Here is a 23,993-nt window from a genome sequence, read left to right as displayed (position 1 = left end):
GACGGTGCGTACGAGAAGCCGCCGGGTGTCCTGCGTGGCCCGGCGGCTTCTCCTCGATCTTCGAGCTACCGGGTCAGCGCGCCACCCGTACGGCGAGCGCGTCGCCGATCTGCTCGGTGGTGCGGACCGTCTCGCCGCGCTCCGCGAGGTCGGCGGAGACCGCCTCCTCGATGCGCGCGGCCTCGGCCTCGAACCCGAGGTGGCGCAGGAGGAGACCGACGGAGAGGACCGTGGCGGACGGGTCCGCCTTGCCCTGACCCGCGATGTCCGGGGCCGAGCCGTGCACCGGCTCGAACATGGACGGGAACTCGCGGCTCGGGTTGATGTTCCCGGAGGCCGCGACGCCGATGCCGCCGGAGACGGCCGCGGCGAGGTCGGTGATGATGTCGCCGAAGAGGTTGTCGGTGACGATCACGTCGAAGCGGCCGGGGTCGGTGACGAGGTAGATCGTCGCGGCGTCGACGTGGATGTAGTCGGTGGTGACCTCGGGGAACTCCTTGGCCACCCGGTTGAAGACGTTGGTCCAGAGGTGCCCGGCGTACGCGAGGACGTTGTTCTTGTGGACCAGCGTCAGCTTCTTGCGGGGGCGGGCCTGCGCGCGGGCGAAGGCGTCGCGGACCACGCGCTCCACACCGAACGCGGTGTTCACGGAGACCTCGGTGGCCACCTCGTGCGGCGTCCCGGTGCGGATCGAGCCGCCGTTGCCGGTGTACGGACCCTCGGTGCCCTCGCGCACGACGACGAAGTCGATCTCGGGCTGGCCCTTGAGGGGCGTCGCGACACCGGGGAGCAGCTTCGAGGGCCGCAGGTTGACGTGGTGGTCGAAGAGGAAGCGGAGCTTCAGCAGGAAGCCGCGCTCCAGGACACCGGACGGGACCGAGGGGTCGCCGATGGCGCCGAGCAGAATCGCGTCGTGCTGCTTGAGCTCTTCGACGTCGGCGTCGGTGAGGGTCTCACCGGTCGCGTGGTACCGCTTGGCACCGAAGTCGAATTCCTTCGTCTCGAGCTTCACATCCTGCGGAAGCACGGCGTTGAGGACCTTGAGCCCCTGGGCCACGACCTCTTGGCCGATGCCGTCTCCGGGGATGACTGCGAGATTGATGCTGCGAGAACTGGCCGACATGCAAGCACCGTACTCTTCGTCCCACGGGATGACATGACGTGTCCGGCATGCGGACAGCCGCTTGGCGGACCGCTTCTGTTCACCCGGGCGTAGGGCTGGGGTTGGGGCCCACTGGGAAATTCCCTGCCATGGACACTCCCGATGTCGGCATCCCGGAGCGGCTCGCGGCGCGGCTGAGCATGCCGGAGCAGCACGAGTACCTGCGCGCGAAGTTCTCCCGCCGCAAGGTCCTCGCCAGTTCGTTCGCGACGGCGGGTGCGGTGGGCGGGGTCGGCCTGCTGGCGGGCAGTTCGGGCACTGCCGACGGGTCGCCCGCGGCCGCCGCCGTGGGCACGAGCGGCACGCCCGCACCCGTACGCGTCGACGGCCGGTACGTCGCCCCGTTCGGCCGGCACCTCGCCTTCGGCGCCGACCCGAAGACGCAGATGCGGATCTCCTGGCAGGTGCCGCTCGCCGTCAAGTCCCCTTACGTACGCGTGGGGACGAAGCCCTGGGAGCTCGACCGGAAGGTCGAGGCGGAGGTGCGCGACCTGCGCACCCCGTCGCTGTCGAAGAAACTGCCCGCTGTCGAGCAGTACTACCTGCACGCGGCGCTCGACGGCCTGCGGCCCGGCACGACGTACTACTACGGCGTCGGCCACGACGGCTTCGACCCGGCGTCGCCCGAGCGGATGGCGACGCTCGGCACGTTCAGGACCGCGCCCGCGCACCCGGAGAAGTTCGTCTTCACGGCCTTCGGCGACCAGGGCGTCAGCTACCACGCGCTCGCCAACGACCAGGTGATCCTGGGCCAGAACCCGTCGTTCCACCTGCACGCGGGCGACATCTGTTACGCGGACACCACGGGGCACGGCAAGGAGACGGACACGTACGACGCGCGCGTCTGGGACACCTTCCTCGCGCAGACGGAGTCCGTCGCGAAGTCGGTGCCGTGGATGGTGACCACCGGCAACCACGACATGGAGGCGTGGTACTCGCCGAACGGCTACGGCGGGCAGCGCGCCCGCTGGTCGCTGCCGGAGAACGGCCCCGACCCGGAGAACGCGCCGGGCGTCTACTCCTTCCGGTACGGGAATGTCGGCGTCGTCGCACTCGACGCCAACGACGTCTCGTACGAGATCCCCGCCAACAAGGGCTACACGGACGGAAAACAGACCGCCTGGCTCGACCGGCGCCTGCGCGAGCTGCGCGCGGACGACACCGTCGACTTCGTGGTGGTCTTCTTCCACCACTGCATGTACTCGACGTCGACGCACGCCTCCGACGGCGGGGTGCGCGACGCGTGGCTTGAGCTGTTCACCAGGCACCAGGTGGATTTGGTCGTCAACGGCCACAACCACGTGTACGAACGCACGGACGCCATCAAGAACGGCGAGGTCGGCAAGCCCGTGCCGGTCGGCGCGTCGACCGATCCGACGCGCGACGGCATCGTGTATGTCACCGCGGGCGGCGCGGGCAAGGACCTGTACGGCTTCGGTCCGGGGGTGCGGGACAGCTACGAGGGCAACGTCCACGATCGCGAGAGCATCGCGACCTTCCACTGGACGACGTCACGCCGTCACGACCCCGACACCGTGGCGTGGTCGCGGGTGCGCTACACCGGCTTCTCGTTCCTCGCGGTCGAGGTCACAGCAGGTGCGCGCCCCAGGCTCTCGGTCTCCGCGCTCGCCGAGAACGGCGAACGCGTCGACCACTTCGAGGTCGTGCGCGGGACTCGGTGAGCCCGGCGGACTCAGTGCCCCGTCTCGCCGCCGTTGTCCCGGCGGTCGAGGGCTCGCTGGAGGGCGGCGGCGGCGTTCCTGCGCTCGGCGTCGCTGGTGCGGGAGGTGTGACGGACTCGGCGGGCGGTCGTCTCGGCCATGGGGGATCCACTCCTTGAGGGAAGGGTGTATTCGTTCGAGACGCCGGAGGGGCGGGGAGCGACGGAGCGGCAGGGTTCGCCTGCGCGCGGCTCCGGCTCACGACCGCCATTCGCTTGATCGAGCGAGACGTTCGGCTTCTTCCAAGCTAAGGGAGGACGGAGCGTCTGTCTCCACGATTACTCGGACTTCCTACTATCTGAGACGGGCTTCACGCGCGTGCCGCCCTGAGCTCGCGGATCAGGGCGCGTACGGCTACGGAAACGGCCAGCTCAGGGGTGGTGACATAGCCCACGGAGCGGGTCGGGCGCTCCGTTCCGAGATCGGTGATCTCAACGGTGTCCGGTGCTCCGGTGAGGGAGAGGGCGGGCATGATCGCCATTCCGTGACCGTTGCTCACCATCGAGAGCACTGCTCCGTCGTCCTCGGTCAGGACGGTCGCCGAGGGAATCCAGTCCTGCCGACGCCACCACTCCCGCGTGTACGAGCCGCAGTTCTCGTGCCAGTCCACCAGCGGCAGCGAGCGCGGGTCGGGGTGGCCCGCCGGATGCACCAGCGCGTAGGGCTCTTCGAGGAGTACGTCGCCGATGAGTCCGGGCGGCACCGGTGAGCTGCCCCCGAGCGTCGCGATCCCCACGTCGGCGCGCCCCTCGGCGACCTCCCCCGCCGTGCCCGCGCCCAGCTCGCGCACCACCCGCACCTCCGGCCTGATCCCGGGATGGCTCACGGCGAGCCGTGCCAGAGCGGCCGGCAGCAGGTGCAGCGCGGCGCTGCGGAACGCGGCGATGCGCAGCGTCCCCTCCGTCGCACTCCCCTCGGCACCCCCGTCGCCCCGGGCGGCCCCCCGCGCCTCCGCGACCAGTGTGTCGAGGAGCCGCAGCACGCGCCGGGCGTGCGCGGCCGCCGCGGCCCCCGCAGGGGTGGGCGTCGCCCCCTTCCTGCCGCGTTCGAACAGCACGGCACCGACCTTGCGTTCCGTGCCGCGGATGGAGTGCGAGACCGCGGACTGGGTCAGGCCCAGGGCCTGCGCGGCGGCCGAGAACCCGCGCTCGCGGTCGACCGCGACCAGGATGCGGAGCTCGTGCGGCGCGAGATCGGCGGGCGTCGTCGTCCGGGACACCGGGGCTCACCTGCTTCTATGAGGGCCCTTCATGGTCCGGGCCGTTCCATGAGCGCAACCCGCTCCCCGGCGGCCGCATTCCTGCCTACGGTCACGGACATGACCGACACCGCGCTCACCGTGCACCAGACGTCCCGCCCCCACGGCTTCCCCACCGCCGACCACTTCGCCTTCGTGGAGTCCCCGCTCCCCCGCCCCACGCCCGGCACCGCCCTGGTCGAAGGCCTCTACTGGTCCGTCGACCCGTACCACCGCGAAATGATGGACGGCGACTTCGCGCTCCACGCCCCGCTGGAGGGCCGCACCATCGGCCGCGTCGTCGAGTCCCGCGACCCCGCCCTCGCCGAGGGCGACATCGTGGCCCACCGTCAGGGCTGGCGCACGCACGCCGTGGTGACCCCGGACGAGGTGCGCGTCCTCCCCCGCTTCGACGGCGTGCCCCTCTCCGCGCACCTGGGCATCCTCGGCGGCACGGGTCTCACCGCCTACGTCGGCCTCACCCGCGTCGCCGAACTCCGCGCGGGCCAGGACCTGTTCGTGTCCGCGGCGGCGGGCGGAGTCGGCACGGCCACCGGCCGCCTGGCCCGGCTCATGGGCGCGGGACGCCTGGTGGGCAGCGCGGGCACGGCGGCGAAGGCGGCGTACCTCACCGAGCACGTCGGCTACGACGAGGTCTTCGACTACCACGCGGGGCCGGCCGCCGACCTCCTCGCGAAGGCGGCGCCCGACGGCATCGACGTGTACGTCGACAATGTGGGCGGCGAGCACCTGGAGGCCGCGATCTCCACGCTGCGCGAGCGCGGACGGATCGTACGGGTCGGCACGATCGCGCAGTACAACGCGACGGGCGCGCCCTACGCGCTGCGCAACCTCCCCGACATCGTCGAGAAGAGCCTGCGCATGGAGGGCTTCCTCGTGCGCGATTACTACGAACTGCAGGAGGAACTCTACGAGTTCGTGGTGCCGCACCTGCAGAGCGGGCGGGTCGGTCTCGACGAGACGGTGGTCGAGGGGTTCGACGGGATCGTGGACGCGTTCCTGGGGATGCTGCGCGGCGAGAACCGCGGAAAGATGATCGTCCGCGCGGGAACAGCCGATGGCGGCCGCTAGTACACGTCCCCGTCACGCCAGTCGATGAGGATCTCGTGCGCCGGGTCGAGGTCCGCACCCCAGAGCAGCGGGGGCTCCTCATCAGGCATGTGGATCACGCCCGTCGGCCCGAGCGTGCCGACCGCGCCCTTCCACTCCTGCCAGCCGCGCGAGAGGTAGAGCCGCGCGCCGTCGTCGGACGCGGAGAGCGCGCCGAGTTCGTACGCCGCGTCGATGACCTGTTCCAGGGCGCCCATGATCTGTCCGCCGAGGCCCTGCCGCTGGCGGTCGGGCCGGACGGCGACCGCTTCGACGTATCCGATCCGCAGGGAGCGTCCGTCGTGCAGGATGCGCCGCTGCACCACGGCACCGTGGGCGAGCAGCGCGCCGGTCTCGTCGTGGATGAGGGCGTGGACGCCACCGAGTCCGTGCTCCCAGTCGTGGTCGCTGAAGTCGTCGTCGAAGGCGGCGTCCATCAGGGCGCGCGCGTCCCGGAGTTCGGCCGCCGTCAGGTCACTGGTGTGGGCTCTGCGCAGGGTGGTCACGTCCCTACGGTACTCAGGCCGCAGCTGAGTACGCACCCCGATTTGCGCGCGCCCGGACGGCGGCAGAGTCGGTGCCATGAACGGCCTCTACGCTCTCAAGCCCTGGTACGCGGACAAGTTGTCCGGCGTGCGCGCGGCGCTGGCCCGCCGCGAGGTGTCACCGGACACCCTCACGCTGGCGGGTGTCGTGTGCGCCGCGGGCGCAGCGCTGACCCTCGCCATCGTTCCCTCCGGGTACGCGGCGCCACTGGTGGCCCTCCTGCTCGCCGCGCGCCTGGCCTTCGCGAACCTGGACGGCGCGCTCGCCCGTGCCACGGGCCGTACGACGCGCAGGGGCGCGCTCCTCAACGAACTCGGCGACCGCGCGGCCGACTTGGTCGTCCTCGCGGGTTTCCTGCCGCTGGCCCCGCTGTGGCTGGTGGCGACGGCGGGCCTCGCGGCGACCCTCCCGTCGTGGGTCTCCCTGGCCGGCGTGGCGGCGGGCGCGGACCGCCTCAACGGCGGCCCGGTCGGCAAGACGGAACGCTGCGCGCTGGTCGTGGTCGCGGCGGCGTCCGGCTGGACGGTGCCGGTCCTCGCGGTCCTCGCGGCGGGCTCGGCGCTGACGGCGGCGCTGCGGCTCGGGCGCCTGTGGCGCGAGCTGGACGGCGGTGCGCGATGAGTGCGGCGCTCGTCGTGGGTGGAGTCGCGGGGGAGGCGGTGGGGCGGGCCGTGCCCGTCGTCGCCGGGGTGCTCGGCGCCGGCGGTGTCGCCGTCGCCGCGCTGCCCTCGCGGGTGCGGATGCGGGCCGAGCTGCGCAAGCGGTGGCGGACCTGGGCACTTGCCGCGCCGCTGTTCCTCGGGGCGTTCTTCGTGGGGCGGGCGGGGGCGTTCGCGCTCGCGGCCGGGCTCGGGGTGGTCGCGGTCGGCGAGTACGCGCGGATGGCCGCGCTGCCCCGCGGTGAGCGGGCGGTGCTCGGGGTGGCGGCCGTGGCCGTGCCCGGCATCGCGTGGGCCGCGCCCGACGCCCTCGACCTGCGGGCGGTCGCCGCTCTCCTGATCGCCGCCGCCGCGGTGGCGCTGTTCTCCGGGGACGCGGACGAAGGCTTCACGCGCGCGTGCCGCACGCTCTTCGGGCTCCTGTGGATCCCGCTCCCGCTGTGCGGCCTCGTCCTGCTGGGCGACACCGCGGTGGCCGTCGGCGTCGCCGTGGCCTTCGGTGACGTGGGCGCGTGGTGCGGCGGCACCGCGCTCGGCCGCACCGGCCCGCTCGCCCGCGCGCTCTCCCCGCTCTCCCCCGACAAGACGTGGGCAGGCGTCGCGGGCGCGGCCGCGGCAACCGCCGCCGCCCTGGCTGCGGTCGGCGCCTTCACCCCCGTCCTGTGGGCCGCCGTCCTCGTCGGCTGCGTCCTCGGCGACCTCATGGAGTCGATGGTCAAGCGTGAGGCGGGCGTGAAGGACGCGGGCACCTGGCTGCCCGGCTTCGGCGGCCTGCTCGACCGGATCGACTCGCTGCTGGTGGCGCTGTTGCTGACGATGGCGGTGACGCTGTGAGGACACCCTCCCCAACTCGACCGACCTGCAAGGCCGTTACGCCACAGGGGCTTGCCCTCCCCGCCGTCCTGCGCCGTGCCCTGTGGTGGACCCTGCTCACCCTCACCGGAGGCGTGGAGCGGCGCGGGCGCCTGCCGCGCGGCGGCTGCGTCGTCGTCGCCAACCACTCCTCGCACGCCGACACCGCCGCCCTGCTCGCCGCCCTCGACGCCCGCCACTCCCCCGCGATCGGCGCGGCCGCCGACTACTGGTTCGCCTCCCCCTGGCGGCGCCGGATCTGCAGCCGCCTCGCCGCGGGCTTCCCGGTGCGCCGCACGGGTGGCGGCATGGACGACCTCCTGACCAGGACCGACGCCCTGCGCGCGGGCCGCGCCGTGGTCCTCTTCCCCGAGGGCACGCGCGGCCGGGACGGCGCACTGGGGTCGTTCCACCGCGGCGCTCTCGTCCTCGCGGAGCACGCGGGCGTGCCCGTCGTGCCGGTGGCCATCGCGGGCACGGACCGCCTGCTGCCCAAGCACGGCAGGCTCCGCCCCGCCCTGGTCCGCGTCGCCGTCGGCGCCCCGCTGCCCGCGTCGGCCACTCCGGCCGAGGCCCGCGACGCGGTGGCGGCGCTGCACCGGCGTACGACGCAGGAGCCCTTGGCGGACTCGGCGGCGCGCAAGCGGGTCGCCGCGGCCGCGGGCTCCCGCTGGGGGCTGCTCGCCGGTTTCCTGTGGGCGGGCGCGGAGGCGCTGAGCTGGCCGCTGATGCCGGAGCTGTTCCTCGCGATCGTGTGCGTCGCGGCGCCGCGCAGGGCCCTCAAGCTGTCGCTGGCGGCGCTCGCGGGCAGCCTCGCCGGAGGCCTGCTCGCCCTTCAACTCTCGGCCTCCGGCGTGCAGTTGCCGCAGCCCCTCACCACGGACCGGATGCGCGCCGAGGTCCGCCACGAGCTCGCCGTCGCATCCGCGGCGGCCGTCCGCCACCAGCCCTGGAACGGCATCCCCTTCAAGGTGTACGCACGTGAGGCGGGCCGCGCCGACATCACCCCGGCCGACTGGCTGGCCCGCTCGGCCCTCTCGCGCGGCTCCCGCACCCTCGCCGTGGGACTCGCCTTCGGCGCCCTCGGCTTCCTCGCCCACCGCCTCCGCCGCCGCTATCCCCTCTATCTGGCCCTGCTCGGCACCGGGTTCGCCGTGGGTCTGGCCCTGATCGTGCGTGGCTGGAGCTGATCACACATTGGTCTGCACCATGGCGCGGACACCGTCCCTCACCCCAGAATCGGAGCATGTCTGACACCGAGCAGCAGCGAGAGTGGACCCCCATCCACGGCGAGCCCTACAGCTCCGTCCCCTACCGCCCGGACCGCATGCCCGTGGCCGAATCCCTGGCGCACGCGGCCGAGTTGAGGGAGCGGATGCAGGAGCGCCGCACCGTGCGGCAGTTCGCTCCGGACCCCGTGCCCGAGCAGGTCGTGCGGGACGCCATCGCGTGCGCGGCGACCGCGCCGTCCGGCGCGCACCAGCAGCCGTGGACGTTCGTCCTCGTCCAGGACCCGGAGGTCCGCCGCCGCATCCGCGAGGCGGCGGAGCACGAGGAGCAGATCTCGTACGACGGGCGCCTCGGCGAGGAGTGGCTCGCGGCCCTGCGCCCCCTCGGCACGGACGAGGTGAAGCCGCATCTGACGGACGCGCCCGCCCTGATCGTCGTCTTCCAGCAGCGGTACTGGCTGGGCGAGGACGGCACCAAGCACAAGCACTACTACGTGGACGAGTCGGTCGGCATCGCGGTGGGGATGCTGCTGTCCGCCCTGCACCTGTCGGGCCTCGCCGCGCTCATCCACACGCCGAGCCCGATGCGGTTCCTGCGGGAGGTGCTGGGCCGCCCCGAGAACGAGAAGGCGTTCGCGGTGATCCCGGTGGGGTATCCGGCGGCGGACTGCCGGGTCCCCGATCTCGTACGGAAGTCGCTGGATCAGGTGCTCGTGGAGGTCTGAGCGGAGACCAGGAGGTCCGCGAGGGCCGGGTAGTCGGTGTAGCCCTCCGCGCCGTGCGTGTAGAGGTGGGCCTCGTCGATCTCCTGGAGAGGTGCTCCCGCGGCGAACCGTTCGGGCAGATCCGGGTTGGAGATGAACCCCCGCCCGTACGACACGAGGTCGGCGAGGCCGGTCGCGAGGACGGCCTCGCCCGCCTCACGAGTCGTCGGGTCGCCGTTCTCGCCGACGTTGCCGATGAGGACGCCGTGCCAGCGGGGCCGCAGGTCGGCGAGGGCCGGGTAGCGGTCGTTGTCGGTGAGGTGGAGGTAGGCGAGGCCGAGCCCGTCGAGCTCGTCGAGCAGCGCGCGGTAGACGGGCCCGGGGTCGGCCTCCGCCATGCCGAACTGCGGGTTGCCCGGCGAGAGCCGCAGCCCGAGCCGTGCGGCCCCGATGGCGTCGGCGACGGCGCGGACCACCTCGACGGCGAAGCGGATGCGGTCGGCGACGGAGCCCCGCCCGTACTCGTCGTCGCGCAGGTTGGTGTTGTCGGCGAGGAACTGGTGGATCAAGTAGCTGTTGGCGCCGTGCAGTTCGACGCCGTCGAAGCCGGCCGCGACGGCGTTGCGGGCGGCGTCCACGAAGTCCCGTACCGCCGTGCGGATGTCGTCGCGGGTCATCTCGCGCGGGGCGACGTAGTCGGGCTTGGTGCCGTCCGGGCCGTGCGCGTGGCCGGGCGGCGTGACGGCGGACGGCGCGAGCGGCAGGTCCCCGTCGATGCGGGCCAGGGGGTGACCGTTGCGGCCGCCGTGCATCAGCTGCGCGTAGATGCGGCCGCCCTTGGCGTGCACGGCGTCGGTGACCCGCCGCCATCCCTCGACGTGGGCGGCGGTCTGCAGCCCCGGGTAGCGCCAGCCGCTCTGGCCGCGGCTGCTGGGCCAGATGCCCTCGGTGACGATGAGCCCGGCGCCCGCACGCTGGGCGTAGTGGTCGGCGACGACGGGCAGCGGGGTGCCGTCCTCCGCGGCGCGTGCGCGGGTCATGGGGGCCATCACCATGCGGTTGCGGAGGAGGCCGAGGGGGCCTGCGGAATAGGGCGAGAGAAGCGCGGTGTTCGTCATGCCGGAACGGTAGAAGCTGACACCGGTGTGAGATTCAAGTGCGAAGGAGCACGGCGTGAGGATCGGCGAGCTGGCGAAGCGTACCGCTGTGAGCGAGCGGTCCCTGCGCTACTACGAGGAGCAGGGCCTGCTGTACGCGGACCGCACCCCGGGCGGTCACCGCGACTACCCGGAGGCCGCCGTGGACCGTGTCGTCCACATCCAGGAGCTGTTCGCGGCGGGCCTGTGCAGCGCGAAGATCGTGCAGCTGCTTCCGTGCATGCGGGACAAGGACGGCGGCCCTTCCGCGTCCGCGACCCCCTGGCTGGTGGACGAGCTGACGGAGGAGCGGGCCAGGATCGACCGCCAGGTCGCCGAGTTGCTGCGGGCCCGCGACGTCCTGGACGAGGTGATCACCGCGGCGTCCAGGAACCCGCTGCCGGTACCGTCTGGATCATGACGCCATCCGCATCCCGCCGCGCCGTCCTCGGCACCGCGGCCGCCGCCCCCGTGCTCCTCTCGGTCTCCGGCACCGCGAGCGCCGCGGCCCCCGTCGCCTCCGCCACCCCCTCCGACGCCGCCCGCCGCCTGCGCGCCCTGGAAGAGAGCTATCCGGGCCGCATAGGCGTCCACGCCCTGCACACCGGCACCGGCGCCGTCGTCGCTTACCGCGCGGACGAACGCTTCGCCATCGCCTCGACGTTCAAGGTCCTGGCGGCCGCGGCGATCCTGCGCCGGGCACGCGAACAGGAACCCGGTCTGCTCGACGTACTCATCAGATATGGGCGCGACGACCTCATCACGTACTCGCCGCGCACCGAGATGCACCTCGAAACGGGCATGACCGTACGGGAGTTGTGCGACGCCACCATCACCTACAGCGACAACTCCGCGGCCAATCTGCTGATGCGGCGCATCGGCGGGCCCGCCGGTGTCACCGAGTTCGCGCGCTCCCTCGGCGACTCCCGCACCCGGCTCGACCGGTGGGAGACCGACCTCAACACCAACATCCCCGGTGACCGGCGGGACACGACGACCCCGGCGGCGATGACCGCGAACCTGCGCAAGCTCGTCCTCGGCAAGGCCCTCCACCCGCTCGACCGCGGCCAGTTGACCCGCTGGCTGGTGGAGAACACCACCGGCGACAAGCGGATCAGGGCCGGGGTCCCGAAGGAGTGGCGGGTCGGCGACAAGACGGGCTCGCCCGCCTACGGAGGCGTCAACGACGTCGCCGTGGCCTGGCCGCCGAAGCAGGCGCCGCTGGTCATCTCCGTGTACACGACCCGGCTCGACCCGGACACGCCCGGCGAGGACCGGATCGCGGAGGACATCACCCGCATCGCCGTCGAAGCCCTCACCTGACCCGCGGTCCGGACGAGCCGGAAAAAGACACCGCCTCCGATCGGGGTGGGGCCCGGATCGGAGGCGGGGTTCAGGGGGCCCGTCAGGGCCTGGTGGGCGTCAGCCCATGTGCGGGTAGCCGTACTCGGTCGGCGGGACCAGCGTCTCCTTGATGGCGCGGGTCAGCGTCCACCGCTGCAGGTTCTGCGGGGCACCGGCCTTGTCGTTGGTGCCGGAGGCGCGGCCGCCGCCGAAGGGCTGCTGGCCGACGACGGCGCCGGTCGACTTGTCGTTGATGTAGAAGTTGCCCGCGGCGTAGCGGAGCTTCTCCATCGTGTACGCGGCCGCGGCGCGGTCGTTGGCGATGACCGAGCCGGTGAGCGCGTAGTCGGACACCGACTCCATCTGGGTCAGCATCTCGTCGTACGCGTCGGCCTTGCTGTCGTCGTACACGTACACGGCGAGGAACGGGCCGAAGTACTCGGTCGTGAAGACCTCGTTGGCCGGGTCAGTGCACTCGACGACGGTCGGGCGCACGAAGTAGCCGACCGAGTCGTCGTAGGTGCCGCCCGCGACGATCGTGCAGGTGTCGTCGGCCTTGGCGCGGTCGATGGCCGCCTTGTTCTTGGCGAACGCGCGGTCGTCGATGACGGCGCCGATGAAGTTCGACAGGTCGGTGACGTCACCCATCTTGATGCCGTCGACCTCGGCCGCGAACTCCTCCTTGAACCCGTCGTTCCAGATGGAGGCCGGGATGTAGGCGCGCGAGGTCGCGGAGCACTTCTGGCCCTGGAACTCGAAGGAGCCGCGGGTCAGCGCGGTCTTCAGGATCGCGCGGTCGGCGCTCGGGTGGGCGACGACGAAGTCCTTGCCGCCGGTCTCGCCGACGAGACGCGGGTACGTGCGGTACTTCGCGATGTTCTCGCCGACCGTCTTCCACAGGTGCTGGAAGGTCGGCGTCGAGCCGGTGAAGTGGATGCCGGCCAGGTCGCGGTGGTTCAGGGCGACCTCGGAGACGGCGATGCCGTCACCGGTGACGAGGTTGATGACGCCCTTGGGCAGGCCCGCCTCCTCCAGGAGCTGCATGAGCAGCACGGCGGCGTGCGTCTGCGTCGGGGACGGCTTCCACACGACCACGTTGCCCATCAGGGCGGGGGCGGTGGGGAGGTTGCCCGCGATGGCGGTGAAGTTGAACGGCGTGATCGCGTAGACGAAGCCCTCGAGCGGGCGGTGGTCCAGACGGTTCCAGACGCCGGTCGCGTTGGCCGGGGGCTGCTCGGCGAGCAGGTCACGGGCGTACTTGACGTTGAAGCGCCAGAAGTCGACGAGCTCACACGGGGTGTCGATCTCGGCCTGCTGGGCGGTCTTCGACTGGCCGAGCATCGTGGAGGCGGCCAGGGTCTCGCGCCACGTCGTGGAGAGCAGCTCGGCGGCGCGCAGGATGATCGCGGCACGGTCGTCGAAGGACATCGCGCGCCACGCGGGGGCGGCGGCCAGGGCGGCGTCGATCGCGTCCTGGGCGTCCTGCTGGGTGGCGCCGCGGCCGGTGCCGATGACGGCCTGGTGGTTGTGCGGCTGCACGACCTTGAAGGGCTCGCCGCCGCCGAGGCGCTTCTCGCCGCCGATGGTCATCGGCAGCTCGATGGGGTTCTCGGCGAGCTCCTTGAGCTTGGTCTCGAGGCGGGCACGCTCCGGGGAGCCGGGGGCGTAGCCGTGCACCGGCTCGTTGACCGGCGCGGGGACCTGGGTCACAGCGTCCATGAGTTCCGTATCTCCTTAAGGGGGGTCGGGGGAAAGGGAGCTCAGCCCTTGGTGAGGTCAGCCCTTGGTGAGGATGGAGCGGCCGAAGAAGAGGAGGTTCGCCGGCTTCTCCGCGAGACGGCGCATGAAGTAGCCGTACCAGTCGGTGCCGTAGGCGGTGTACACCCGCATGCGGTGGCCCTCGGCGGCGAGCCGCAGGTGCTCGTCGCTGCGGATGCCGTACAGCATCTGGAATTCGTACTCGTCCAGTTTGCGCCCCGCTCGGCGTCCGAGCTCCTGCGCGATGGAGATCAGGCGCGGGTCGTGGGACCCGATCATCGGGTACCCGTCGCCCTCCATGAGGATGCGCATGATCCGCACGTACGCCTTGTCGATCTCCGCCTTGTCCTGGTACGCGACCTCGGCGGGCTCCTTGTAGGCGCCCTTCACGATGCGGACGCGGCTGCCGGCGGCGGCCAGGCGGCGGGCGTCGGCCTCCGTGCGGAACAGGTAGGACTGGATGACGCAGCCGGTCTGCGGGAAGTCCTTCCGCAGCTCCTCGTGGATGGCGAACATCGAGTCGAGGGTGGTGTGGTCCTCGGCGTCCAGGGTGACCGTGGTGCCGATCGCGGCGGCGGCCTCGACGACGGGGCGCACGTTGGCGAGGGCGAGCTCGTGGCCGCCCTCCAGCGCCTGGCCGAACATCGACAGCTTCACGGACATCTCGGCCCTGGTGCCGAGCCCGAGGTCCTTCAGGCGCTCGATGAGCTCGAGGTAGGCGTCGCGGGCGGCGTGGGACTGCTCGACGGTGGTGATGTCCTCGCCCACCACGTCGAGGGTGACCTCGAGGCCCTTGTCGGCGGCGTCGGCGACGATCGGGACGACCTGGTCGACCCCCTCACCGGCGATGAACCGGGCCACGACCTGCTTGGTGCCGGGGGCCGCCGATACAAAACGGCGCATCTTGTCGCTGCGCGACGCGGCGAGGATCACGGGACCCAGCACGGGGCACCTCCACGGGTGTACGAAAACGGGGGCCATACCGACATAGCCCTACGTGAAGGGAATGCGGTGGTACGGCACGGAGAACCACCGTGAAATTTAAGGATCCACCGGAACGCGGGCCATCGACAGCTGTCACGCGTTCGTGCCCTGGATCTCAGACAGATGTATGAAGAATGTCCAGAGCCGCGCGAGAATGGGGCCATGAAGGGCGATTACCAAGAACTGGTCGACGAGATCTCGGCGCTGCTCGGCGCCCCCGCGACCCTGGAGAACCGGGATTTCGAGCTGATCGCCTTCGGCGCGCACGACGGCGGCGAGAGCGGCTTCGACGCGGCCGTCCTCGACCCGGTCAGGACCCGTTCGATCCTGACCCGGCGCTCCACGGCCGAGGTCCGCTCCTGGTTCGAGAGCTTCGGCATCACCCGCGCCACGGCCCCGGTCCGCATCCCGCCCACCCCGGAGGCCGGCGTCCACCGCGGCCGCATCTGCCTTCCCGTACGCCACCGGGGGTTCGCCCTCGGATACGTATGGCTGCTGGACGGGGAGCCGGGGCCGAGCGATCAGCAGCTGACCGCCGCCATGGAGGTGGCCACCCGGATCGGCGCGCTGCTCGCCGACGAGGCGCAGGCGGGCGCCGACCTGACCCGGGAGTTCCGCGCGGTCCTGACGGCCGAGCGCGGCTGGCAGCGCGACATGGCGGTGGCCGCCCTGCGCACGGCGCTCGGCGCGCGCGGCGAGGGCCTGCACGCCGTGGTGTGCGTGGCCCCGTGGCGCTCGGCGGACCCGGACGACGCCCCGGCGGCCCGTACGGTGCCGGGCGCGGCTGCGGTGTGCACGGTGCCGTGGGGCACGACCGCGCAGTCCCTCGCGGCCCTGGTGCGGCTGCGCTCGGCCGACGCGCTCGCGCCCGCGCACACGGCGGCGTCGCGCCTCCTGGACGCGGCGCCGGGCGCGGCGGCCGGCATCGCGGGGGCCCGGCACGGCCTGGAGGATCTGGGCGCGGCCTGGTGGGAGGCGTCGGGGGCGGCGCGCGCCGCGCTGGCGGAGCGGCGGTTCGGGCCGGTGGCGCAGTGGTCGGACGTGGGCCCCTACCGCCTGCTTACCGCGCTGCCCCCGGAGGCGGCCCACGACCCCGTGGGCACGGAGCTCCTCGGCCCCGCCCACCGCGAACTCGCCCGCACCGCCGAGGTGTTCCTCGACTGCGCGGGCCAGGCGGGCCGCGCCGCCGCCGAACTGGGCATCCACCGCCAGACCCTCTACTACCGCCTGTCCCGTGTCGAACAGCTCACGGGACTCGATCTGGACGAGGGCGAGGACCGTCTGCTGCTGCACATGGTCCTGAAGTCGTCACGACTGTAAGAGCCACGCAACGGACCGCCATGCACATGATCGTGGGGCGATACGGTTCTCCGCGTCCGAAGATCCACCCCTCCCCATCGGAGAACCCACATCTCATGAAGTTCAGGCTGTTGGCCCCCGCGGTCGCCTTCTCCGCCCTCGCCCTCGTCGGCGGCACCGTCGCCACGAGCGGTACCGCCGTCGCCGCGTCGAAGCCCGACTGCTCCCGCGGCATCGTCAACGTCCCCGCCAAGGAGGCGGTCAAGGTGCGCACCCACGCCAAGGTGAACGCCACCGCCGTCAGCCAGTGGAACAAGGGCAAGAAGGGCTACCTCTGCAGCGACGGCCACTTCTACACGGGCCAGAAGTACAAGCTGTGCGGCAAGACCAGCACCAAGTGGCTGTACGGCAGCGAGTTCAACAAGAAGCGGGGCTGGGTCCCCGCCGCCTGCATCAAGTGGTCGTAACCACCACTGCAGGCACCACTGTTCCGAGGCCGGTCCGCACCGCGGGCCGGCCTCGGCCGTTTCCGGCCGCCCTCAGCCCGTTTCGGCCGCCCGGTCCATGACGCGCCGCAGCCCCTCGGTGAGCTGCTCGGCGGTCGTCGCCGATTCCGGGTCGAAGAGCCACTGCACCATCAGCCCGTTGAGGAGCGTGGTGTAGAAGCGGCCCTCGCTCTCGATGACGTCGTCGGGGAGCTCGCTCTCCTCGATGCCGGTGAACAGCGCCGCCATCCCGGCCGTCCCCTCCTTCTGCGCCCCGATCAGCAACTCGCGGATGCCCGCGAGGCGTTCGCGCTGCGTGATGACCTCCAGCGTCATCATCCAGATGGGCCGCATCTCGGGCACCGAGCGGATGACGTGCTCCCACACCCGACGGAAGCGCTCCAGGCTGCTCTCCCCGGCACCGGCCCCGGCCCGCGCCCCGTCGAAGTCGGTCCCCATCGGCTCGACGAGCGCGATGTACGCCTCCACGAGCAGCGCGTCCTTGGATCCGTAGTGGTAGCCGATGGACCCGAGGTTCGTCCCCGACTCCTTCACGATGTCGCGGGCCGTCGTACGCACGAACCCCTTCTCCAGCAGGCAGCGCTTCGCGCCTTCGAGCAGATCTTCGCGGTGTCCCATGCGAAGCACTTTACGCCGACCCCATACGCACGTCCTAAACGTTCGTACTAGACAGACGTATAAGACGCCCGTACAGTCCTCTTCCATGCAGACGAACCCGCGCGCCACCCGCAAGGAATGGACCGCCTTCGCCGTCCTGATGCTCCCGTTGCTCCTGGTCTCGATGGACGTCTCCGTCCTCTACTTCGCGATCCCGGAGATCAGCGCCGACCTGGAACCCAGCGGCACCCAACAGCTGTGGATCTTCGACATCTACGCCTTCGTCCTCGCCGGCCTCCTCATGACGATGGGCGCGGTCGGCGACCGCATCGGCCGCCGCAGGCTCCTCCTGTTCGGCGCCACCGCCTTCGGCGCCGCGTCGCTCGTCGCCGCATACGCGAACAGCGCCGAAACCCTCATCGGGGCCCGCGCGGTCCTCGGCATCGGCGGCGCGACCCTGATGCCGTCCACGCTGGCGATCGTGCGCGACCTGTTCCGCGACGCCGGTCAGCGCGCGAAGGCGATCGGCATGTGGCAGGGCGTCATGGTGGCCGGCATCGCGCTCGGCTCGGTGCTGAGCGGTGCCCTCGTCGAGTACTTCTGGTGGGGCTCGGTCTTCCTGGTCAACCTGCCCGCGATGGTGCTGCTCCTGGCCCTCGCCCCGCTGCTGATCCCGGAGTCGAAGGACCCGCACCCCGGCCGCTTCGACCTGCTGAGCGTGCCGCTGTCGATGGCCGCCGTGCTGCCGCTCGTGTGGGGCCTCAAGGAGATGCCCGCCGAGGGCGTCGAACTCCCCTACGTCGCGTCCGTCGCCGTCGGCCTCGTCTTCGCCGCCCTGTTCGTGCGCCGCCAGCGCACCGCCGCGTCGCCGATGATCTCGCCGGACCTGTTCCGCGGCCGGGGCCGCGCCTTCGGCGCCGCCGTCTCCCTGAACCTCATCTCCTCGCTCGCGATGATGGGTTCGGCGTACTTCACCACGCAGTACCTGCAGTCCGTGCTCGGCAAGAGCGCGATGGAGGCGGCGCTGTGGGCGCTGCTGCCCTCGGTCCTCATCGGCTTCGCCGCCCCGGTCGCCACGGTGCTCGTGCAGCGCGGCATGGACCGCGCCCACGTCGTCGCCACCGGCTTCGCCGTCTCCGCCGGTGGCTACGGCCTCCTCGCCCTGACCGGCACGTCATCGCTCTGGCTCGTGCTCGCCGGGGTGGGCGTGCTGGCCTGCGGCGCGGTCATCGTCGGCTCGCAACTCACCGACCTGGCACTCGGCGCGGCCCCGCCGGAGAAGGCCGGCACGGCGTCCTCGCTCCTGGAGACGGGGCAGGAGTTCGGCGGCGCGATGGGCATGGCCCTGCTCGGCTCCATCGGCAACACGGTCTACCGGAACCACATCCCGGACACGGCCCCGGCCGAGGCCCGCGAAACCCTGACGGGCGCGGTGGCGACGGCCCCCCACCTCCCCACCCACACGGGCGACGCCCTCCTGGCCACGGCCCGCGAGGCCTTCACCACCGGCATGCACGTGGCGGCGGCGACAGGAGCGGTACTGCTGCTCGCGGCGGCGGGGCTGGCGGCGGTGGCGCTACGCACGAACGCCGGACGGGCTGGAATTTCCAGCCCGTCCGGCGTTTGAGGACGAACCCGGCGAAGCCGGTGATCTACGGCAACCGAAGCCGCGGAGTACTAGTCGGTCAGGTCGACCGCGCGCGCGGACTCCGCGCCGATCTCCGCGGAGAGCTCGTTCAGCACCGGCTGCGGCACGTTGTCGTCCACGGTGAGAACGGCCAGCGCCTCCCCGCCCACGTCAGCGCGAGCGACCTGCATGCCCGCGATGTTGATGCCCGCCTCGCCGAGGACACGGCCGACCGTGCCGACGACGCCCGGACGGTCGGCGTACCGGAGGACGACCATGTGGTCGGCGAGCGCCAGGTCCACGTCGTACTCACCGATGGAGACGATCTTCTGCAGGTGCTTCGGTCCGGCGAGCGTGCCGGAGACGGCGATCTCCTCGCCGCCGGAGAGCGTGCCGCGCACGGTGACCACGTTGCGGTGGTCGGGCGACTCGGAGCTCGTGGTCAGCCGGACCTCGACACCCCGCTCCTGCGCGAACAGCGGCGCGTTCACGTACGACACCGTCTCGTCGACGACGTCCTCGAACACGCCCTTCAGCGCGGACAGTTCGAGCACCTTCACGTCGTGCTGGGTGATCTCGCCGTACACCTCGACGTCGAGGCGGGCCGCGACCTCCTGGGCGAGCGCGGTGAAGATCCGGCCGAGCTTCTCGGCGAGCGGCAGGCCGGGACGGACGTCCTCGGCGATGACGCCGCCCTGCACGTTCACCGCGTCCGGCACGAGCTCACCGGCGAGGGCGAGGCGCACCGACTTGGCGACGGCGATGCCCGCCTTCTCCTGCGCCTCGTCCGTGGAGGCGCCGAGGTGCGGGGTGCAGACGACCTGGTCGAACTGGAAGAGCGGGGAGTCCGTGCAGGGCTCCTTCGCGTACACGTCGAGGCCGGCGCCGGCGACGCGGCCCTCCTTGAGTGCGGAGTGCAGCGCCTCCTCGTCGACGATCCCGCCGCGCGCGGCGTTGACGATGCGGACGGACGGCTTGACCTTGTGCAGCGCCTCGTCGCCGATGAGACCGAGGGTCTCGGGCGTCTTGGGGAGGTGCACGGTGATGAAGTCGGAGACCTCGAGCAGCTCGTCGAGGGAGAGCACCTTGACGCCCATCTGGGCGGCGCGCGCGGGCTGCACGTACGGGTCGTACGCGACGACCTTCATGCCGAAGGCGCTCATGCGCTGCGCGACGAGCGCGCCGATGCGGCCGAGGCCGACGACGCCGAGGGTCTTCTCGGCCAGCTCGACGCCCGTGTACTTGGAGCGCTTCCACTCGCCGTTCTTCAGGGCGGTGTTGGCCTGCGGGATGTTGCGCGCGGTGGCGAGGAGCAGGCCGCAGGCGAGCTCGGCGGCGGTGACGATGTTGGAGGTCGGTGCGTTCACGACCATCACGCCGGCCTTGGTGGCGGCGGACACGTCGACGTTGTCCAGACCGACGCCCGCGCGGGCGACGACCTTCAGCTTCTTGGCGGCGGCGATGGCCTCCGCGTCGACCTTGGTCGCGGAGCGGACCAGGATCGCGTCGACGTCGGCGATGGCGGGCAGCAGCTCGGCGCGGTCCGCGCCGTTGCACTGCCGGATCTCGAAGTCCGGCCCCAGCGCGTCGACGGTGGCGGGCGACAGCTCTTCGGCGATGAGTACGACCGGTTTGCCGGTTGCAGCAGTGCTCACGTGAGTCCTCACAAGTCCCTTGCGGACGGCCGTCCCGACGGCCGCAGGCGGAGTCGCTTAGCCGCGTGGAAGACGCACGACGCTGTGGGCCCGACGCGAATGTTGAACAGAAGTGTAGTGGCGCCATGGACGTCGTCGTGCTCCTCGGTGGAAGGATCACCCGTCCGTGGCTGGACACGATGGACAAGGGCCGGGGCAGCCGCCCCGGCCCTTGTCGTCACGACCTACGCGTCGTCGTCGTTGACCCAGCTCATGAGCTTGCGCAGCTCCTTGCCCGTGGTCTCCAGGAGGTGGTTCTCGTCCTGGGTCTTGTACTCGTTGTACTTCTTCAGACCGCCGTGGTACTCGTCCATCCAGTTCTTGGCGAACGTGCCGTCCTGGATCTCGGCGAGGACCTTCTTCATCTCGGCCTTGGTGGCGTCCGTGATGATCCGCGGGCCGGTGATGTAGTCGCCCCACTCGGCGGTCTCCGAGACGGACCAGCGCATCTTCTCCAGGCCGCCCTCGTACATGAGGTCCACGATCAGCTTCAGCTCGTGGAGGCACTCGAAGTACGCGATCTCCGGCTGGTAGCCCGCCTCGGTCAGGGTCTCGAAGCCCGCCTTGACCAGCGCGGCGGTGCCGCCGCAGAGCACGGCCTGCTCGCCGAACAGGTCGGTCTCGGTCTCCTCGGTGAAGGTCGTCTTGATGACGCCCGCACGCGTGCCGCCGATGCCCTTGGCGTACGAGAGCGCCAGCTCGAAGCCCTTGCCGGTCGCGTCCTGCTCGACGGCCGCGATACACGGAACGCCGCGGCCCTCCTCGTACTGGCGGCGGACCAGGTGGCCCGGGCCCTTCGGGGCGACCATGCAGACGTCGACGCCCTCGGGGGCCTTGATGAAGCCGTAGCGGATGTTCAGGCCGTGGCCGAAGAACAGGGCGTCGCCGTCCTTGAGGTTGTCCTTGATGGACTCCTCGTAGACCTTGGCCTGGATCGGGTCCGGCACCAGGATCATGATGACGTCGGCCTCGGCCGCCGCCTCGGCGGGGGTGACGACGCGCAGGCCCTGCTCCTCGGCCTTCGTCTTCGACTTGGAGCCCTCGTGCAGACCGACGCGCACGTCGACACCCGAGTCACGGAGCGACAGCGCGTGGGCGTGGCCCTGGCTGCCGTAACCGATGACCGCGACCTTGCGGCCCTGGATGATGGACAGGTCGGCGTCGGCGTCGTAGAACAGCTCGGCCACTGGGAATCTCCTATGTGTGCTGGTGTTGCGTCCCACCGTACGGCGGGCGGGGGAAGGGAAGTCTGCCGGTCTCGCCATGCGGGCCGGATATTGCTATGCGCTGCGGTCGAGCGCCCGCAGGCTGCGGTCGGTGATGGAGCGTGAGCCGCGGCCGATGGCGATCGTGCCGGACTGGACGAGCTCCTTGATGCCGAAGGGCTCCAGCATCTTGAGCATGGCCTCCAGCTTGTCGCTGCTGCCGGTCGCCTCGATGGTGACGGCCTCCGGGGAGACGTCGACGGTCTTGGCGCGGAACAGCTGGACGATCTCGACGATCTGGGAGCGGGTCTCGTTGTCGGCGCGGACCTTCGCGAGGACGAGTTCACGGGCGACCGCGGCGCCCGGCTCCAGTTCGACGATCTTCAGGACGTTGACGAGCTTGTTGAGCTGCTTCGTGACCTGTTCGAGCGGCAGGTCCTCGACGTTCACGACGATGGTGATGCGCGAGATGTCGGGGTGCTCGGTGACGCCCACGGCGAGCGAGTCGATGTTGAAGCCGCGGCGGGAGAACAGGGCGGCGATCCGGGCGAGGATGCCGGGGGTGTTCTCGACCAGGACGGAGAGCGTGTGCTTGGTGGACATGACTCTTGGTCTCTCTTTCGCTCTCGGTCTCAGTCGTCTTCGTTGTCGCCGAAGTCGGGGCGGACGCCCCGGGCGGCCATGACCTCGTCGTTCGAGGTGCCCGCGGCGACCATCGGCCAGACCTGGGCGTCCTCGTGGACGATGAAGTCGACGACGACGGGCCGGTCGTTGATGGCGTTGGCCTCGGCGATGACCTTGTCGAGGTCCTCGGGGCGCTCGCAGCGCAGCGCCACGCAGCCCATGGCCTCCGACAGCTTCACGAAGTCCGGGACGCGGGTGCCCTTGTTGGGGCCGATGTCCTCGGGACCGCTGTGCAGCACCGTGTTGGAGTACCGCTGGTTGTAGAACAGCGTCTGCCACTGGCGGACCATCCCGAGGGCGCCGTTGTTGATGATGGCGACCTTGATCGGGATGTTGTTCAGGGCGCAGGTGGTGAGCTCCTGATTGGTCATCTGGAAGCAGCCGTCGCCGTCGATGGCCCAGACCGTGCGGTCCGGGCGGCCGGCCTTGGCGCCCATCGCGGCCGGGACCGCGTACCCCATCGTCCCGGCGCCGCCGGAGTTGAGCCAGGTGGCGGGCTTCTCGTACTCGATGAAGTGCGCGGCCCACATCTGGTGCTGGCCGACGCCCGCCGCGAAGATCGTGCCCTCCGGGGCGAGCTGCCCGACGCGCTCGATGACGTGCTGCGGCGAGAGCGAACCGTCCTCGGGCTGGGTGTAGCCGAGGGGGTAGGTGTCGCGCCAGCGGTTGAGGTCGGTCCACCAGGCGGTGTAGTCACCCGTGTGGCCCTCGGTGTGCTCGGCCTGGACGGCCTGGACGAGGTCGGCGATGACCTCGCGGGCGTCGCCGACGATCGGCACGTCGGCGGCACGGTTCTTGCCGATCTCGGCCGGGTCGATGTCGGCGTGGACGATCTTCGCGTACGGCGCGAAGCTGTCCAGCTTGCCGGTGACGCGGTCGTCGAAGCGGGCTCCGAGGGCGACGATCAGGTCGGCCTTCTGCAGCGCGGTGACGGCGGTGACCGCACCGTGCATGCCCGGCATTCCCACGTGCAGCGGGTGGCTGTCGGGGAATGCGCCGAGCGCCATCAGTGTGGTGGTGACGGGCGCTCCGGTGAGCTCTGCCAGGACCTTCAGTTCGGCGGTGGCCCCGGCCTTGATGACGCCGCCGCCGACGTAGAGCACCGGCCGCTTGGCGGCGGTGATCAGCTTGGCCGCCTCGCGGATCTGCTTGGCGTGCGGCTTGGTCACCGGGCGGTAGCCGGGCAGGTCCTGCTGCGGCGGCCAGGAGAACGTCGTCTGCGCCTGGAGGGCGTCCTTGGCGATGTCCACGAGGACGGGGCCCGGGCGTCCGGTCGAGGCGATGTGGAAGGCCTCGGCGATGGTGCGCGGGATGTCCTCGGCCTTGGTGACCAGGAAGTTGTGCTTGGTGATCGGCATCGTGATGCCGACGATGTCCGCCTCCTGGAAGGCGTCCGTGCCGATGGCCTTGGAGGCCACCTGGCCGGTGATCGCCACCATCGGGACGGAGTCCATGTGGGCGTCGGCGATCGGGGTGACCAGGTTGGTGGCGCCGGGGCCGCTCGTCGCCATGCAGACGCCGACCTTGCCGGTGGCCTGCGCGTAGCCGGTCGCGGCGTGGCCCGCGCCCTGCTCGTGCCGGACCAGGACGTGCCGCACGCGGGTGGAGTCCATCATCGGGTCGTACGCGGGGAGGATGGCGCCGCCCGGAATGCCGAACACCGTGTCGGCCCCGACTTCCTCGAGAGAACGAATGAGGGACTGCGCACCCGTCACGTGCTCGACGGGGGCGGACTGCTGTCCTGAGGATCGGGGCCGCGGCTGCGGATGGTGGGCCCCGGTGGCCTGCTCGGTCATCGGCATTCTCTTCTCGAAGCTGAGGGTTTTTGCGGGGTGTTTGCGGGGTTTTGGCAGGTGCCAGTGCAACAAAAAACCCCTCGTGCCGTGAGGCAAGCGAGGGGAGCGCGCCGGGTGCGGTCGCTGGGGGTCCGGTGTTCGGA

Annotated in this window: 23 protein-coding genes; 11 read left to right on the top strand and 12 right to left on the bottom strand. The window is 71.3% G+C overall.

What is annotated here, in order from left to right; genetic code table 11:
* Positions 1 to 73: 73 nt before the first annotated feature.
* Positions 74 to 1,123, bottom strand: coding sequence for a 3-isopropylmalate dehydrogenase (locus DEJ49_RS26235; protein ID WP_150186393.1), 1,050 nt, complete (start codon positions 1,121 to 1,123; stop codon positions 74 to 76).
* 128 nt (positions 1,124 to 1,251) lie between these two features.
* Between DEJ49_RS26235 and DEJ49_RS26230 the strand changes: the two genes are divergently transcribed.
* Positions 1,252 to 2,844: a purple acid phosphatase family protein gene (locus tag DEJ49_RS26230; protein ID WP_150186392.1), complete on the top strand. Its 1,593-nt coding sequence runs from the start codon at positions 1,252 to 1,254 to the stop codon at positions 2,842 to 2,844.
* An 11-nt stretch (positions 2,845 to 2,855) separates the two neighbouring features.
* On the opposite strand, the gene DEJ49_RS36780 is transcribed toward DEJ49_RS26230, so the two are convergent.
* Positions 2,856 to 2,984, bottom strand: coding sequence for a hypothetical protein (locus tag DEJ49_RS36780; protein WP_263398816.1), 129 nt, complete (start codon positions 2,982 to 2,984; stop codon positions 2,856 to 2,858).
* Positions 2,985 to 3,193: 209 nt separating this feature from the next.
* Positions 3,194 to 4,102 (bottom strand): LysR family transcriptional regulator, encoded by a 909-nt coding sequence (locus DEJ49_RS26225; RefSeq protein ID WP_150186391.1) that lies wholly within the window; start codon positions 4,100 to 4,102, stop codon positions 3,194 to 3,196.
* A 99-nt stretch (positions 4,103 to 4,201) separates the two neighbouring features.
* Between DEJ49_RS26225 and DEJ49_RS26220 the strand changes: the two genes are divergently transcribed.
* Entirely contained in the window at positions 4,202 to 5,212 is a 1,011-nt protein-coding gene (locus DEJ49_RS26220; protein ID WP_150186390.1) for an NADP-dependent oxidoreductase, read from the top strand.
* On the opposite strand, the gene DEJ49_RS26215 is transcribed toward DEJ49_RS26220, so the two are convergent.
* The gene (locus DEJ49_RS26215) at positions 5,209 to 5,736 is read right to left on the bottom strand and encodes a GNAT family N-acetyltransferase (RefSeq protein WP_223833005.1); all 528 of its coding nucleotides are present in this window, start codon (positions 5,734 to 5,736) and stop codon (positions 5,209 to 5,211) included. The genes DEJ49_RS26220 and DEJ49_RS26215 overlap by 4 nt on opposite strands.
* 76 nt (positions 5,737 to 5,812) lie before the next feature.
* On the opposite strand from DEJ49_RS26215, the gene DEJ49_RS26210 reads away from it, so the two are divergent.
* The 4 genes from DEJ49_RS26210 to DEJ49_RS26195 are packed head-to-tail and all read left to right on the top strand — an operon-like array spanning position 5,813 to position 9,241.
* Positions 5,813 to 6,397: a CDP-alcohol phosphatidyltransferase family protein gene (locus DEJ49_RS26210; RefSeq protein WP_150186388.1), complete on the top strand. Its 585-nt coding sequence runs from the start codon at positions 5,813 to 5,815 to the stop codon at positions 6,395 to 6,397.
* A complete protein-coding gene (locus DEJ49_RS26205; RefSeq protein ID WP_150186387.1) occupies positions 6,394 to 7,269 on the top strand; it encodes a phosphatidate cytidylyltransferase in 876 nt (291 codons plus the stop codon). Before DEJ49_RS26210 ends, DEJ49_RS26205 begins: the two co-directional genes overlap by 4 nt.
* On the top strand, positions 7,266 to 8,477 hold the full coding sequence (locus DEJ49_RS26200; RefSeq protein ID WP_150186386.1) for a lysophospholipid acyltransferase family protein: 1,212 nt from the start codon (positions 7,266 to 7,268) through the stop codon (positions 8,475 to 8,477). Before DEJ49_RS26205 ends, DEJ49_RS26200 begins: the two co-directional genes overlap by 4 nt.
* Before the next feature lie 56 nt (positions 8,478 to 8,533).
* On the top strand, positions 8,534 to 9,241 hold the full coding sequence (locus DEJ49_RS26195) for a nitroreductase family protein (RefSeq protein ID WP_150186385.1): 708 nt from the start codon (positions 8,534 to 8,536) through the stop codon (positions 9,239 to 9,241).
* Here the strand turns inward: DEJ49_RS26195 and DEJ49_RS26190 are convergent.
* A complete protein-coding gene (locus tag DEJ49_RS26190; RefSeq protein WP_150186384.1) occupies positions 9,220 to 10,338 on the bottom strand; it encodes an alkene reductase in 1,119 nt (372 codons plus the stop codon). The two genes, DEJ49_RS26195 and DEJ49_RS26190, sit on opposite strands and share 22 nt — an antisense overlap.
* 55 nt (positions 10,339 to 10,393) lie before the next feature.
* Here DEJ49_RS26190 and DEJ49_RS26185 point away from each other — a divergent pair, with 55 nt between their 5' ends.
* Both DEJ49_RS26185 and bla read left to right on the top strand, forming a co-directional pair.
* Positions 10,394 to 10,777 carry a MerR family transcriptional regulator gene (locus DEJ49_RS26185; RefSeq protein WP_150186383.1) on the top strand — a complete coding sequence of 128 codons (384 nt, stop codon included), beginning with the start codon at positions 10,394 to 10,396 and terminating at the stop codon, positions 10,775 to 10,777.
* The gene (gene bla / locus DEJ49_RS26180) at positions 10,774 to 11,679 is read left to right on the top strand and encodes a class A beta-lactamase (protein ID WP_150186382.1); all 906 of its coding nucleotides are present in this window, start codon (positions 10,774 to 10,776) and stop codon (positions 11,677 to 11,679) included. Before DEJ49_RS26185 ends, bla begins: the two co-directional genes overlap by 4 nt.
* Before the next feature lie 99 nt (positions 11,680 to 11,778).
* Here bla and pruA read toward each other — a convergent pair whose 3' ends face one another.
* Positions 11,779 to 13,419 carry an L-glutamate gamma-semialdehyde dehydrogenase gene (pruA, locus tag DEJ49_RS26175; RefSeq protein WP_150186381.1) on the bottom strand — a complete coding sequence of 547 codons (1,641 nt, stop codon included), beginning with the start codon at positions 13,417 to 13,419 and terminating at the stop codon, positions 11,779 to 11,781.
* A gap of 57 nt (positions 13,420 to 13,476) precedes the next feature.
* Positions 13,477 to 14,403, bottom strand: a complete 927-nt coding sequence (locus tag DEJ49_RS26170; RefSeq protein ID WP_150186380.1) for a proline dehydrogenase family protein — start codon at positions 14,401 to 14,403, stop codon at positions 13,477 to 13,479.
* A gap of 201 nt (positions 14,404 to 14,604) precedes the next feature.
* Here DEJ49_RS26170 and DEJ49_RS26165 point away from each other — a divergent pair, with 201 nt between their 5' ends.
* Together DEJ49_RS26165 and DEJ49_RS26160 are read left to right on the top strand one after the other, a co-directional pair.
* Positions 14,605 to 15,762 carry a PucR family transcriptional regulator gene (locus DEJ49_RS26165; protein ID WP_223833004.1) on the top strand — a complete coding sequence of 386 codons (1,158 nt, stop codon included), beginning with the start codon at positions 14,605 to 14,607 and terminating at the stop codon, positions 15,760 to 15,762.
* Positions 15,763 to 15,857: 95 nt separating this feature from the next.
* Positions 15,858 to 16,208: a hypothetical protein gene (locus DEJ49_RS26160; protein WP_150186378.1), complete on the top strand. Its 351-nt coding sequence runs from the start codon at positions 15,858 to 15,860 to the stop codon at positions 16,206 to 16,208.
* Between the two features lie 72 nt (positions 16,209 to 16,280).
* Here the strand turns inward: DEJ49_RS26160 and DEJ49_RS26155 are convergent, their stop codons facing one another.
* Positions 16,281 to 16,865, bottom strand: a complete 585-nt coding sequence (locus tag DEJ49_RS26155) for a TetR/AcrR family transcriptional regulator (RefSeq protein ID WP_150186377.1) — start codon at positions 16,863 to 16,865, stop codon at positions 16,281 to 16,283.
* An 85-nt stretch (positions 16,866 to 16,950) separates the two neighbouring features.
* Here DEJ49_RS26155 and DEJ49_RS26150 point away from each other — a divergent pair, with 85 nt between their 5' ends.
* On the top strand, positions 16,951 to 18,471 hold the full coding sequence (locus tag DEJ49_RS26150; protein ID WP_150186376.1) for an MFS transporter: 1,521 nt from the start codon (positions 16,951 to 16,953) through the stop codon (positions 18,469 to 18,471).
* 50 nt (positions 18,472 to 18,521) lie between these two features.
* Here DEJ49_RS26150 and serA read toward each other — a convergent pair whose 3' ends face one another.
* The 4 genes from serA to DEJ49_RS26130 all read right to left on the bottom strand — a co-directional run bounded on the left by serA (position 18,522) and on the right by DEJ49_RS26130 (position 23,850).
* Positions 18,522 to 20,126 (bottom strand): phosphoglycerate dehydrogenase, encoded by a 1,605-nt coding sequence (serA, locus tag DEJ49_RS26145; protein WP_150186375.1) that lies wholly within the window; start codon positions 20,124 to 20,126, stop codon positions 18,522 to 18,524.
* A gap of 224 nt (positions 20,127 to 20,350) precedes the next feature.
* The gene (gene ilvC / locus DEJ49_RS26140) at positions 20,351 to 21,352 is read right to left on the bottom strand and encodes a ketol-acid reductoisomerase (protein WP_150186374.1); all 1,002 of its coding nucleotides are present in this window, start codon (positions 21,350 to 21,352) and stop codon (positions 20,351 to 20,353) included.
* A 93-nt stretch (positions 21,353 to 21,445) separates the two neighbouring features.
* The gene (ilvN, locus tag DEJ49_RS26135; RefSeq protein ID WP_055568881.1) at positions 21,446 to 21,973 is read right to left on the bottom strand and encodes an acetolactate synthase small subunit; all 528 of its coding nucleotides are present in this window, start codon (positions 21,971 to 21,973) and stop codon (positions 21,446 to 21,448) included.
* Between the two features lie 29 nt (positions 21,974 to 22,002).
* Positions 22,003 to 23,850, bottom strand: a complete 1,848-nt coding sequence (locus DEJ49_RS26130) for an acetolactate synthase large subunit (protein ID WP_190329449.1) — start codon at positions 23,848 to 23,850, stop codon at positions 22,003 to 22,005.
* Positions 23,851 to 23,993: the final 143 nt, after the last annotated feature.

Source organism: Streptomyces venezuelae, from assembly GCF_008642335.1.
GTDB lineage: Bacteria > Actinomycetota > Actinomycetes > Streptomycetales > Streptomycetaceae > Streptomyces > Streptomyces venezuelae_F.
Note: the sequence above shows the minus strand (reverse complement) of the source record. Positions and strands in the feature narration are given on the sequence as shown.

What these genes read in the sequence shown, in the direction of transcription:
- DEJ49_RS26150 (WP_150186376.1), top strand. Translation starts at nt 16,951, where the DNA reads ATGCAGACGAACCCGCGCGCCACCCGCAAGGAATGGACCGCCTTCGCC.
- DEJ49_RS26230 (WP_150186392.1), top strand. Translation starts at nt 1,252, where the DNA reads ATGGACACTCCCGATGTCGGCATCCCGGAGCGGCTCGCGGCGCGGCTG.
- DEJ49_RS26205 (WP_150186387.1), top strand. Translation starts at nt 6,394, where the DNA reads ATGAGTGCGGCGCTCGTCGTGGGTGGAGTCGCGGGGGAGGCGGTGGGG.
- DEJ49_RS26220 (WP_150186390.1), top strand. Translation starts at nt 4,202, where the DNA reads ATGACCGACACCGCGCTCACCGTGCACCAGACGTCCCGCCCCCACGGC.
- pruA (WP_150186381.1), bottom strand. Translation starts at nt 13,419, where the DNA reads ATGGACGCTGTGACCCAGGTCCCCGCGCCGGTCAACGAGCCGGTGCAC.
- DEJ49_RS26190 (WP_150186384.1), bottom strand. Translation starts at nt 10,338, where the DNA reads ATGACGAACACCGCGCTTCTCTCGCCCTATTCCGCAGGCCCCCTCGGC.
- DEJ49_RS36780 (WP_263398816.1), bottom strand. Translation starts at nt 2,984, where the DNA reads ATGGCCGAGACGACCGCCCGCCGAGTCCGTCACACCTCCCGCACCAGC.
- DEJ49_RS26165 (WP_223833004.1), top strand. Translation starts at nt 14,605, where the DNA reads ATGAAGGGCGATTACCAAGAACTGGTCGACGAGATCTCGGCGCTGCTC.
- DEJ49_RS26210 (WP_150186388.1), top strand. Translation starts at nt 5,813, where the DNA reads ATGAACGGCCTCTACGCTCTCAAGCCCTGGTACGCGGACAAGTTGTCC.
- DEJ49_RS26130 (WP_190329449.1), bottom strand. Translation starts at nt 23,850, where the DNA reads ATGACCGAGCAGGCCACCGGGGCCCACCATCCGCAGCCGCGGCCCCGA.
- DEJ49_RS26195 (WP_150186385.1), top strand. Translation starts at nt 8,534, where the DNA reads ATGTCTGACACCGAGCAGCAGCGAGAGTGGACCCCCATCCACGGCGAG.
- DEJ49_RS26235 (WP_150186393.1), bottom strand. Translation starts at nt 1,123, where the DNA reads ATGTCGGCCAGTTCTCGCAGCATCAATCTCGCAGTCATCCCCGGAGAC.
- DEJ49_RS26160 (WP_150186378.1), top strand. Translation starts at nt 15,858, where the DNA reads ATGAAGTTCAGGCTGTTGGCCCCCGCGGTCGCCTTCTCCGCCCTCGCC.
- DEJ49_RS26155 (WP_150186377.1), bottom strand. Translation starts at nt 16,865, where the DNA reads ATGGGACACCGCGAAGATCTGCTCGAAGGCGCGAAGCGCTGCCTGCTG.
- bla (WP_150186382.1), top strand. Translation starts at nt 10,774, where the DNA reads ATGACGCCATCCGCATCCCGCCGCGCCGTCCTCGGCACCGCGGCCGCC.
- ilvN (WP_055568881.1), bottom strand. Translation starts at nt 21,973, where the DNA reads ATGTCCACCAAGCACACGCTCTCCGTCCTGGTCGAGAACACCCCCGGC.